Raw genomic sequence first — 12,898 nt, forward strand, 5'->3', positions numbered from 1 at the left:
TTAATTAGCCTATTGTATGAACCTGGTCGTTTACTGTACGAAATTAAGCAGCGGCACAATTTAAGGACAATGTGCCTATCTTGAATCTGGTAAAGATGTAATTTAGAATCTTCTCCATTGTCATGCATATCTGTCCATCCCACTCACATTGAATTTCTGGATAACAGTACATCATCTGGTATTCATTGCAATGCCATGATAATTGCGTTCCATTAGGCAAGTAAATGTAAACAATGTATGAAGCATTCTTCCCTGTATTATAACTAATCCCATGCTTCCACTCTGTTTCATAGAGAAGATCTGAAAGTTGCTCCAGAAGAATGGTCTTGCGCTCATAGATTACATTCTTGAACTTGTGAAGCTTTTTTGCAGAGAGATTGGCAAACTCTGTTTCGAGCAACATAAGTACGATTCTGGCTTCAATGTCATTTGTCTTCTTGACGAGAGTTTTCATCAAAGAAATAACCTTGCGTAATCCTATGCCAAGTGCATTTTCCCTGAAGTTCTCCAGTTTTTCTAGACTGATCTTGTTTTGTGAGTTGCTATTTCTTGACTTTTGTTTGTGTAACTCAATACCTTCCTTCAACTTCGCTCTAAGAATAGGATTGTGTGTCTCTTCCTCCATTCTGATGAGGTCAAAGATGGATAGACCGAACATTGAGAACTGAGTAGCCTCCTTCATGTTTTTTCTGTAGCTCTCAATTACCTTCGAAGCCGGTACTTTACCTGTCAGGAACCCATTGCGTAGTTTTTTTCCTACCCCTGCAAGGATTTCATTTGAAACTGAATCTGCCATACTCATTTATTTCTTTAATTGTTTAACAATAGTAGAAAAAAGAAAGGGCATAGGATCTTTCTCATAACCCGGGCCTCGCAAGCCACCTAGAGATCAATCCTACGCCGAATCTATATAGTTCTGGCATGATGGTCATCCTTTATGGCTCTTGGTTTGGGTTGAATTGCGAGTTCGGGTAAGAGCCTTATGACCGCCTGTTCTTTATTTCTGGTGCAAAGTTACGAACTGTTTTACCGATAGAAATGTAATATCCCAATCACCCCATTTATCCCACATAAAACTTCCGTGGGATGGAAATAAAAAAGGATGCACAAACTGATTTGCACATCCTTTTGTTGAGATTTTGAACTTTAGAGATAATTTGCCTGTATCATCTATGCTATTTTATGAAAGATAATCCATCAGTTAGCTTATCGAGAGAATTTTTCACTTGTCCAGTAATGAGACGATCGGCCATTTTTGCAATGTTTGATTCTTTAAGATTCTTTTCGCCCATACGATTACGGAAATCTTTGACTTCGGACTGATTCTCTCCTTGCTCGTCAACACATATTTCTAAAATGTCTTTATGCTTCAGATTATCAAAGACTTCTATCTGCGCTAAATAACCGAGTAGAGCAAACATTCTGTTATGATATGAGGTCTGCCTAGAGTCACTAGTGAAGAATGACATAGTTCTCTGATTTTGGTTATCTTCCATCATCTCTAGCATTTTCACTAATTTTTTTACTATGGCCTCAAAGTTTACTTCTCTTTTATATTTACCGATACGACCAGAACCTATTTGTCTCTTGAAGTTCTGGATAATTGTTTTGAAGTCTGCTAAGAATGAATCTTGTTTCGGGACAATACGACTTGATACAAATTGCTGACATCTTTCTATCTCTGTGGTAGCAGAAATGTGACCCAGTTTTAAGGCATGGTTATAGCATTCAATAGCTGCAGGAAAATCACTCTGAGCCTCTTTGCGTTCTCCCATTTTCATCCAGGCTTCAGGACTACCATATTCGGCAGCTTGCTTATACCACCGTTCTGCAACTTCCATAGGAACTTTATAAATGGATGCTAAACTGTGGTCATACTTGCGTATAAATTCAACTGCCTTTTGATTCCCCAGCTCGGCAGCACGTAGAAAACATAATAGTGCATTATTATAGTTAGGCTTGCTTTTAGGATTGCCAAAGAAATAGCTTTTACCCCAATTATATAATAATGTACCATCTATTTCTTTTGATATATCTTCCTCGCTGATAGAAGTTAGTGCCTTTGAAGGTTGCCACTCTATATGAATGTATTTCTGAAAACCAGGAGTAATATCAAAAGAGATTTCCATAGTCTGGCCAGTGTCGTTATTTATCGCGTAGAAATAATGTTGACCACTTCTGTTTACAGTGTACTTGAAAGGATGATGCTTGTCTACATTAGAATCTAATGTTGCAACAAGATACCCATATTCATAGACGTTACAATCACCATTAGAATAAATAAGGAAGTCTGCTGAGTTCTCAAATGACACTCTATCTTCGCTTAGATATTTAAGTTCTGGCTTAGACACAAGTTCTCCCACGAAGGTTTCTACGTTGTCTGATACATTCAGTCTATATGTATCAAGTTCCTTTATTTGACAATCGTATAAGAAGTGAATCTCCTTGGGTAATTCTGATTTATTGGGCAAGTTATAACCATTGAGGCAGATAACAACTATATGTTTTTTGTGTTTAGCACCTGCAATTAATTCACGAGCGAACCAGGATTCAAGAAACTTTTCTTTTCCTTCATCGAGTGCCATGAAAGACCTGTCATCCAACAAAACAATGACATCATTTATAGATTCTATTATGTCATCAATATGACGTATAAAATCATTGGCACGAAGTTTTCTGGTGTAATGTACTGCATAACCGTTGTTCCTTAGCCTTTCAAAAACTAAGGAAGCTGCTATTGTACTTGTCAATGTTCTTTTATAACAAAGATATATACTTTCGTTCATTGTATAATAGGTCATTTACTATGATTATAAAAATTTGCGTAATTTATCACTAACATCAGGAACCGAGATTATCTCATATGTTCCATCATTTGTAAGCCAGACAATTTTTCTGTCAATAATCGGTATGCCTATGTCTTCAAGCATTAAGGCATAAAGACTGAGCTGTATGGTATATAGACTTAGGTCTTCCTCTATCATGTTACTAAAGGGAGGAAGTAACGTCTTACCAAATTTTCGATTGTAGTCACTGTAAAGACAGGCATTTGTCTTGTAGTCAAGAATCATGAATCCTGCCTTTGATGGATTTCCGTCACCATCGTAGTAATACAACATGTCAAATGTTCCACAGATAAGTTCCTTCAAATTTTTACTTGCATCAGGATTCTTACCGCTATAGACCTTGGTCTCATTGAGTACCAGATGGTAAGAGCAAGGCAACTCATCCATGAACTTTAATGCAGCTTCTTCCTTGGGGTGGATTGGGGCAAGATAATAGTAGGTCTCATTATATTGAGGTCTAATCATTGGGCAGATTAACTCTGGATGACCGACTTTCAGATAACCAAGACTCTCGCCGTAGGCATGAGTCTTAGTTCCAAGTGTCGTTGCTCTGAAAGAGTTGCACTTCCATTGCTTTATCCAGTATTCAGCAGTCTTTCCATGCTTCTGAGCGTAACGAGCTGCCTGCAGCTTCTCATTAAAGGGCTCACGTATGAATCGATGACCTACACCTGATACGGATAAGGTTATCTCTTGACCATGCAAGAGGTACTTGTGTCCTTCCTCGTAAAACTCCAAATCTTCAAAAGCCTTCAGAATCTTTTCACGAGTCTCGGTAACTATATGTGGTTCTCCTTTTATTGTAAACATCTTGTTTTGTAGCTATGTTCTATCATTTATAGTTCTTTGAAAGCTTCGAGAAGTTGCTTCATACCTTCTGTTGCGGTTGTCTTGAAGTGTGTATAGCCAAGGGCATCGCACTTTGGCATTTCTCCTGGATCTATAACAAACTTTGGAACTTCTTTATGAGCGTGAAGTATCAGATTGTTTGCTGGATATACCATCAATGATGTTCCTACAACAACAAAGATGTCTGCATACTTGACGATTTCTTCTGCAACCTCCATACCAAATACATACTCCCCAAACATTACGATGAATGGTCGAAGCTGAGAGCCATCTCCGGCATCATCACCAACCTTGATAGGTGTAGTAAGAGGATATTCTCTAATGTATTTAGGATCATATCTGTTATTCGACGAACAAACCTTAGTCATTTCACCATGAAGATGAATAACCTTTGTACTTCCAGCACGTTCATGAAGGTCATCTACATTTTGCGTTATGACAGTCATTTCATGTTCTTTCTCCAGTTCTGCAATAAGTCTATGTGCCACATTAGGTTCTACCTCAGAGAGTTTCTTCCTTCGCATATTATAGAAGTCCAGACACTTCTCTGGTTCATAATAAAGACAATCTGCGCTTGCAAAGTACTGGAACTCTTCCTTTGTCCACAATCCATCTTTACCACGGAACGTACTTAATCCGCTTTCTGCACTGATACCTGCGCCTGTGAGAAATACAATATGTTGACGTGTCATTTTATTATGCTTGTTTTGTCGTGATAATTATGATCTCATCAATATCAACCATGCTTTGTTGGTTACTATTGTAGATATATCCATACTTCTTTCTTGGAACTTTAGGCAAATCTATGATGCCGTTCCACATGCTATACTTATGACTGTCATTACCTGGATCCAAAGTAAGAATGGCTGTGAGGTTATCATTCTCATCAACCGCATATCCAACAGCTACTACCCAATGACTATTCTTATTGTCATAATTAAAGCCCAGTATCGTAGGAATATTCTTATCTATACAATTTTGAACCAACTCAATCAAATCATGGTCTTCTTTGTTTGCAACCTGTACATTAACATATTTGGAATACGTCTTTGTTAAGATTTCCTGTATTTCATCAGATCGTAAGCCTTCTCTATAAAGACCATACTTGTTTAGAGCATTGATTAACTTCCATTCTGCATACCTGGCATCACCATCTGAATTTGAGTTCATTTCTTCTGCTTCAAATACTCCTAATATATTTAGAAGCATAGCAATAGAATAGACACCACAAGCACCATCCAAATCGCCCTGCCTAAAATGAGCTTTTTGCATGGAACGTCCAGAAGGCTTCTTACAAAGTAATTCTCCGTTCTTCAATAGTAGTTGTTCTGTAACCTTGAATTGTTTCATGATTTCTTTTCAAAATTTTACCTTGGGAGCTCTACGAATCATTCTGCTCCCTTCGAACATGTACATGTATTCAGGACAATGAATCTCACGCTCTTTATCAAATTCGCTTGCCATTGTGCATGGGAAAGCTGTTTTGTTTTGTCTTGGATGTGGTAGTAAAACCACATAGCCAAATTCGTTTGTATAGACTATTTTGCCGTTGGGATAAGTTTGTACCGGATTGACAAGGATTGAAAGAGTTTTACCAATTACACCTTCCATATATGATTTATCAAAGCCTTCAATATCCTGAATGGACTTATCATAGCGTCTGAATATTTCAGTCAAACTATTAGCACTGATTTTGCCATCAAGTGCAGACTGAATATTTCTGAGGGTTGCTTCCTGAGTATATTTGACAACATCATAATGTTCGTTTCCTTCATTCAACCACTCACAAACAGAAATCACGGACAAACACAATTCAAAAGCGTATTGCTTGTAGCTTTCGACTTTAGCTTTGATTAGCTTGTTGGTCTCTTCTTGAATATTGCACTTTTGCAAATAGAGGGAAAAGAGATTAATGATACGATAGACAAACTCCGTCGCAGTCTTATGGTAATATACTGAATAAGGTATATCTAATAGCGATTGAGTTTCTTCTGGGTTATCTTCTGTAACATACCTATAGCTTAAGGTTCTATTAACAAAGAAGATAGCCGTCATAAACTTCTTCAATGTCTCGACCATGCTTATGGTAGAAGGTTTTGATTCGTGAATAGCTATAGCCTCTAACTGCTCTATGTATTTGCTCAACATTTGAGCAACACGTTTCTTAACATCATCTGCACTCTTAGGCTTGAGCACAGAATGAGTCGGACGTGATGTTGTTTCTCGTCCTTCTGACTTCTTGATGTCTTCTGTTTCTTCGTTGTCAATATCTTCCTCTTCTTTTTCTTTGGCAGACTTAGCAATGTATGACATCATGCTATCAAACAGCAAAGTGGATTGAGATATGGAAGTATTGCTTTTTCTTGACCTTGGATCACCCGTGATACCTGTGCCATCATCTTTTATATAATCCTCGAATGACGAGAACTGACCACCCTTTATCTCTTTAGTGGTTTTATCAGCAGATGTATCAACAAAACTCTTGGCAGACATCTTTGATTCTGTATCAGAGAGTATCTGCTCAATGAATCTTAGAACAGAGCCATTAACGAATTGTCCCGATTCGATAGCACGGCATCCTTTTCTATATGAAGTACTGCTTGGTGAAGGATTATTGTAATCCATGCTAACAGTAGGGATAACAAACTGTCTGTTTGATATGAGACAATCTTCCTGATTGGTAATCTCAACATACAGAGGGTTAAAAGAATCCTTAAACAGACCTTCTAAAGTAAATTCGCCTGCTGATGACGAGTAGCCAAATGATTCATGTTTCTGTCTGTTTCCGCAATAGAAAGTAATTTTTGCACCTTGTATTTCTATGTCATTTTGAGTCTTAACTACAAAGTGATCATATTCATATGAGGCTTCCTTTATCCACACAACTGGTGATGCACTATTCTTGGTTTCCTGCTGAGACGGATTCTCTTTAACATCCGTAGCACCAATTGGTTCTATTAAGCGGATCCCAGATTCTGCAAGATAATCAGTCGTAGTAGACTTGTAGCCAACACTTGCTTCTCTGTTGCTTGATACAACTCCAGGAATGCCAAAAGCAGCCACAGATGCATTTGCGCTACCACAAAGCAAATAGTTGTTGGTTTCCCCTTCAAAGAAGAAACACTTGGAGTGGAAAAACTCCTGCCATTGCTTTCCTTCAGGAACAGCTTTGTCCCAACTATAAATATTCACATATTCAGGAATCGCTTGTGATTTGGGCGGTGCACCAAATCCTCGCTCTACAATGATATTAATTCTTTCAGGTTTGTAACGTTCGTACAAAACCTTTATAAGTTCTGCTCTGCTGTCATAGAACGGTGACATTACCGTTATGCTATTTATTGTCTCTTCACCAATCCAATCACTGCATTGATCAAACAAAGTTTTGCTTCCATCTGCGAATAGTCTGATGCTATAATCGCTATCTATCTGATGTTCAACATTAGATGGCGTGTACTCCACTTGCAGAAGGCTGCAATTATCTTCTACCGACTTGATTATATTATACGCTTCATCACCAAGTTCGTTATACAATGCGGAAAGGTAATTCCATACATCACGGACGAAAGGGTAAGCACTACTTTCTGGGCTATCAACCATGACAGGTGTCCAAACTTCCATATTTTTCCCATGCCCACTGATTGTAAGATTACCTGAGCCAATAAGCACAAGTATGTTATCATTTCCAGCATAGAACTGAATCTTAGGATGGAATGCACCCTTTGATTTGTAACCGTGCAAGCTGAACTCCAAAGGTCTTTTTCCAGAGAATGCCTTACTAAACTTCAACAATTGATCGGAAAGGCAGTCAGAATCCACAATTGCAGATACAAAGTTTATGCCCTTACCCGACAAAGTCCTCAATAGTTGGATTTCCCAATAGTAGAGGTTTATCGAGAAGGATGTCATCAGTACGGAATGAAACTTTCCTGCTGGTATGTTTTTTATTAGTGATTTCTGTTCAAACATTGTTTAAGACCTTTAATCCTCGTTCTGTAATCGTGTAATAATCTCCAGAAAGTTCTATCCACTTCATGTCTTCTATGTACTGTAGCACATTTTGCAAACGTGGTGATGTCCTGACTGGTTCTGGTCGTCTCAATCTCCAGATTAACTCATCCTCTACCATGTAGTTGTGTACGAGTCCTTGACCAATGGTCGATTTGCTATATGAACTTCTAAGGTGGTCGTTTATAGCGAAGTAGATGCAATTCTCTACAAAACTCCAGTTCACTGAAGATGTTTCATCCACAAGTCTAATCAACAAAGAAGGTGCATAGCCAGGGTGCTGAACATCATAGTTCTCGTGTTGTCCAAATTCTAACAAGAACTCAATATGATCTTCTATAGATTTATATAGGGCAATAATCATTCGAGAAGCTTCATACACCAATGCTCCATAATTTCTATCTTTGTAGCATTGTTTAACATTGTCATACAGAGCATAAATCTCTTCTGTAGATTCTGAAGGTTCGTATGATTCAAACTCTATACGTAAATTTTCAAGAATCACGTCCAAAGGTTGTGGTTCTTCTGTAATCGAGTAAAGAATAGCGAAATGGAATGCCTCGTATGCAGCATGAGAAAGCTCATTCAGTTCATAAAGGAACCATGAAAGCTGGTCGGCACTTGCATCATCCATGTTGCTTAAAACCTGCTCAAAGTTGTGTCGCAGGAATGTCAGTACGAAATTTCGTGGCAAGACTTCCTTGCCATCTGTGCGTATGTAATCCATAATGAGCTTAATGGAATTTATACGATGGTTAATGTCATTGCCTGTTATATCTTGTCGATCAGGTTTACAGAAGATTCGAGCATATTCTGCTAATTCGTTTTCGTTCTCAATCAGATGAAGTGCCATATCATTCATTTCTGAGAGTGATGACTTTGTGACTTTACCTGAGTAAATACTATTCCAAAACAGTTCTTCAACTTCCTTTGTGAAGGACTCTGCATAGATGTTTGCTAAACCTAAGCCCTCTTCCGTTACTCTGTATGTCTTGTGTTCACCTCCTGGGAAAAAGATTAGACGCAGCTGAGACAGAACACCAATATAGTACTGTCCAAAGATACCCCATGGATTTTGCCAGTATATTCTATGCTGATTTTTATTCTCATAGTCTGCTCCCCATGCAAGGTCTATAGTCTCATCACCGAAGTGGTTTTGTGCAAATATACTACCACTAACGCCTGTTACTTCACGATAGGAATCAAGCATTACATAAGCCAGCAGCAGCTCTCCTCTTCGAATAAGCTTTATCTGTTCGGTCGGGCTATCAATCTTTGTGATGTCTATCTGTTCCAACCGTTTGGCTATCAATGTCAGAAGCCAACAGAAGAAACCATTGTATCTGACACGACCTGTTACGTTAGTAATGCCCGTTATCATGTTAGTATAGATAACGACACTACTATTCTGGACAGCCAAAGGATCTCGGCCACCCTTAGAGTTTGTCTTTGAGCCCCAAAATGGGAATGGTGCTATGTGAGCTTCGTACATACTTGTTATTCGTTACGATAAATTTCGTCTAATGATTTGCCTTCTTGATTGACCCAATGTTTCCAACCGTTTCTACTTCCACCAATTACAATACCGGCAGCAGTACTCGGACTTGCAATGACATAATCTCGTTGTAATTCCCAAAATCCATCTTTTGTAGGCTTCGAAATAGCTGCAAGAATAGCATTGCGCTTTTCCGCATCCCTGTATGATTCTGTACAGCTTTGTGGACAGAGACTACCTTTTAACAGACGAATAGAATGGTCTGTTTCATTGAAAATGCCTTTAGCTTGGGCTCCTCGTAGTCCATTGATAAAGAATACATTTGAAGACTTGCTACCAGAGCGAGGCTCATCCTTTTCAAAGATTGGACATCCCATGAAAGACGCAAGCAATCGAACATCGTCAAAGAACTCTTCCATTATATCTATCTGATAGTTTGAAAGAGAGTTTTCCTTGCCCGACTGCTCGTTTGTGATGATGTAGCGAGCACAATCATTGGCTATATCTATAGCTCTATGTTCAAGATATTGGACATCTGCTTTGTTAATGCTATCATCCTTAGCAACAAACATAAGGCATTTGCTCCAAAAGAGTTTATTGCTCTTATGGTTGTTGAGTCGTTTCAATCCATTCGTAGTTTCACCTATGTACGCCTGAGCACTTCCATTCTCATCTTCACCCAACAATATGTACAAGGAAGGACGAGAACTTTCCTCCAAGTTACTCACTTGGTCAAACTCTGTTTTCGGAAATACTATCATCTCACAAATCTTATTGCTGATGAACACAGTACGTATTCCATTTGGATCACCTGTACGAAGGTGAGTTGTTATTACTTTTCCTCTTGCCATATTTGTGATCATTTATTTAATCGTCCATTTAAACCTAAACATGATACTTGATGATATAATATTCTTCATAGAATCTTGCAACTTGTCGGTCATGGCATCTACTTTATCATTATATTCATCTTCCATTTGAAGAAGTTTTGCTCTTTTATGATTAAGAACTTTTGCTTTTTGGTTTACTTCTTTTTTTAATTGAAGCTTAACAGCAGCATTGTGTTCTTTTCGTATTTGACGACGTAATACATCATGCTCTCTACTCAATTCCATAACTTCCTTACGGAGTGGAACCAACTGATCTTCTGCCCACATTTCGTATTTATTGATCTCGTAATCAACATATTCGTTTGTTCTTTCGTCAACTGTCAGCTTATAACTATTAAATTGCTTCTCGTATTCATTTTTGAAAGTTTTATCAAGAGAACATAGTTCTGCTTCATTCTCTGATATACAGTCAAGCTCTAAAAGCTTGAAAATAAACTCGTGGGGTAGAATTTCACCATTATCAGTTTGCGCACATGCGATTAACTGTTCTTCTGAATCATATTTATTTGATGAAGATACCCTATAGACACAAGCATCACCACTTTGCCCCTTGTATTGCTCAATCAATGCAGACTTGTAAGGATAAGATTCTAAGTCAAAAACTAATTTTGTGTCTGAGACTTTTGTTCCTAGTGCTTTTTGAACGATATACTGACCAAGTGGATGGCCATATCTAAGCTGAATATATCGGTCTGATTCCTTATTTAGAATATAGGTTCCTACAGGTATGTCAGATGCCAACTCTTCGTTCAAAGTAAAGGTATGACTGCTATTATTTACATTGTTGATACAATGACTAAGCACATTTGTAGCAAGATACCATAAGTGCCTGTTATATGTGTCCATACGATTAGTATCTTCACTTTGTCTCACTCGTAACTTATTGACAACCTCCTCATCAAAATTTTCAAGTAACGACTTTCTCGTACTTTCAATTCTTTCTATGATAACTTCTTCCAATTCTTTTTGAAGTTCATCAAATGCCGCAGCAATCTCTCGTTCTGTACGACAGGTGTTATAGATATTGTTGAGTCTTCTTTCAAAATCTACACCTGATTCCATAGAACCGAGAACTTCATCACTCGCACCAAATACACCATCAAACAAAGAGAATTTGTTGTTCAGCAGCTCGTAAACTCGTCTATCAGCATAGTTTGCTTGATTAACAAAGTTAACTACCACAACATCATTCTTTTGACCATAACGATGACAACGACCAATGCGTTGTTCGATACGCTGTGGATTCCAAGGCATGTCGTAATTTACTACGAGCGAACAGAACTGAAGGTTAATACCTTCTGCTCCAGCTTCTGTAGCAATAAGTATCTCTGCCTTATCCTTAAATGTATCTACGATAGCTTGTTTTTTATCTATGACTGTACTTCCAGATATTCTGTTGGTACCGGCATACTGCATGAGCCAAAGGCGATAAATATTTTTTGCCTCGTCAGATGTGTTCGTTCCGTTGAAACATACAATTTTGTCTCTGTACCCATGATCTGTTAAGAATTTATACAGATACTCCTGAGTCCTACGACTTTCAGTAAAAATCAAAGCCTTTTTCTGTCCTCCGAGCTTTGTGATCTTTTCAAAAGACAAATCTAAAGCGTTAAGTAATTCTTTTGATTTTGTCTCTTCGCCAATGCTACGAGCCAGTTTACAATATCCACGCAATTCTTCTATTTCATCATCAATATCGTTATATGCCGCTCTTGATGAAGCAGAATCATTGTCGTAAATATCATACTCGTCATTATTTCCATCATAATCTGCATTTACACAGGCTAATGCCGAACTCAACATACCTGTTTCTTTGTACTCTTGAAGTCTATGTATAAAGCGTTCAAGGGTATATCCAAGAGCGTATGCAGATGATGACATAATTTTCCTTACTATGAGAGAAAGCAAAGGACGCTGTCTCTCAGGTACGCCATAAGTTCCTTCACGCATAAGATAATCGCTAACTTGATTATAGAGGTTTATCTCAGCTGTAGAAGGGTAGTACTCTTGAACAAATGCAGTTCGCTTCGTAAAGTTTACATATTCTTCAACTTGATTTCTCAGTGTGCGATGAATGATATGTGCAATACGACCTTTTAGTTCTCCGTATTTTGCTTTGTCTCTGGTTGATACAGCATTATACTGATCAGCGAATGTATCAAGACTTGAAAAGAACTCTGGATCAATAATACTTATTAGTCCGTAAAGTTCCTTCAGATTATTCTGTAAAGGCGTAGCGGTCAGAAGCACTTTCTTGTAGTTCCTGAATGCAGCTCTTAAGGCATTAGCCATCACATTGCTCTTCTTATATACATTCCTTAACTTGTGTGCTTCATCAAGAACAATTAGATCCCAATCTATGTTCTTGAAGTATTCTGCATTAGTCACAGCAAAGTTGTATGAACAGATGTATATACTCTTTTCTCCCTTAGAAATTTGAGATTGTCCTTCCTCAAATGACTCACTATCTAAGATGAATGATGGCAAGTAGAATTTTTCCATCAACTCAATATTCCACTGATTACGCAATGAAGCAGGAACGACAATGAGAATGTTTCTCTTATTCTCAGCCCACATTTCTGACAGGATGATGCCAGCCTCAATAGTTTTACCTAGACCGACTTCATCAGCAAGAATTGCTCCCTTGCTAAGTGGTGACTTGAACGCAAACAATGCTGCCTCAACCTGATGCGGATTGAGGTCAACACGTGCTTCTGACAAGACACCAGTAAAGCGACTGTCGTCACTTACTGATTTCTTGTGAGATATGTCCCAAGCGTAATATAAAAGTTGTATGGTTGACAGCATAT

General features: G+C 38.2%; 9 protein-coding genes. All 9 read right to left on the minus strand.

What is annotated here, in order from left to right:
- Positions 1-43: 43 nt before the first annotated feature.
- The gene (locus CIK88_RS03565; RefSeq protein WP_144269569.1) at positions 44-796 is read right to left on the minus strand and encodes a hypothetical protein; all 753 of its coding nucleotides are present in this window, start codon (positions 794-796) and stop codon (positions 44-46) included.
- Between the two features lie 379 nt (positions 797-1,175).
- Complete coding sequence (locus tag CIK88_RS03570; RefSeq protein ID WP_094434551.1) at positions 1,176-2,786, minus strand: tetratricopeptide repeat protein; 1,611 nt, start codon at positions 2,784-2,786, stop codon at positions 1,176-1,178.
- A 24-nt stretch (positions 2,787-2,810) separates the two neighbouring features.
- Positions 2,811-3,656 carry a hypothetical protein gene (locus tag CIK88_RS03575; RefSeq protein WP_094434553.1) on the minus strand — a complete coding sequence of 282 codons (846 nt, stop codon included), beginning with the start codon at positions 3,654-3,656 and terminating at the stop codon, positions 2,811-2,813.
- 26 nt (positions 3,657-3,682) lie between these two features.
- Positions 3,683-4,387 (minus strand): Sir2 family NAD-dependent protein deacetylase, encoded by a 705-nt coding sequence (locus CIK88_RS03580; RefSeq protein WP_094434555.1) that lies wholly within the window; start codon positions 4,385-4,387, stop codon positions 3,683-3,685.
- 4 nt (positions 4,388-4,391) lie between these two features.
- Positions 4,392-5,045 (minus strand): hypothetical protein, encoded by a 654-nt coding sequence (locus CIK88_RS03585; protein ID WP_094434557.1) that lies wholly within the window; start codon positions 5,043-5,045, stop codon positions 4,392-4,394.
- Between the two features lie 9 nt (positions 5,046-5,054).
- On the minus strand, positions 5,055-7,664 hold the full coding sequence (locus CIK88_RS03590; protein ID WP_094434559.1) for a hypothetical protein: 2,610 nt from the start codon (positions 7,662-7,664) through the stop codon (positions 5,055-5,057).
- Positions 7,657-9,195: a hypothetical protein gene (locus CIK88_RS03595; protein ID WP_094434561.1), complete on the minus strand. Its 1,539-nt coding sequence runs from the start codon at positions 9,193-9,195 to the stop codon at positions 7,657-7,659. The genes CIK88_RS03590 and CIK88_RS03595 overlap by 8 nt, the downstream gene beginning before the upstream one ends.
- 5 nt (positions 9,196-9,200) lie before the next feature.
- The gene (locus CIK88_RS03600) at positions 9,201-10,049 is read right to left on the minus strand and encodes a GIY-YIG nuclease family protein (protein WP_158214630.1); all 849 of its coding nucleotides are present in this window, start codon (positions 10,047-10,049) and stop codon (positions 9,201-9,203) included.
- A gap of 12 nt (positions 10,050-10,061) precedes the next feature.
- Complete coding sequence (locus CIK88_RS03605; RefSeq protein ID WP_094434565.1) at positions 10,062-12,896, minus strand: SNF2-related protein; 2,835 nt, start codon at positions 12,894-12,896, stop codon at positions 10,062-10,064.
- Positions 12,897-12,898 lie beyond the last annotated feature (2 nt).

The sequence above is a fragment of the Prevotella sp. P5-50 genome (genome assembly GCF_002251295.1).
Classification (GTDB): Bacteria; Bacteroidota; Bacteroidia; order Bacteroidales; family Bacteroidaceae; genus Prevotella.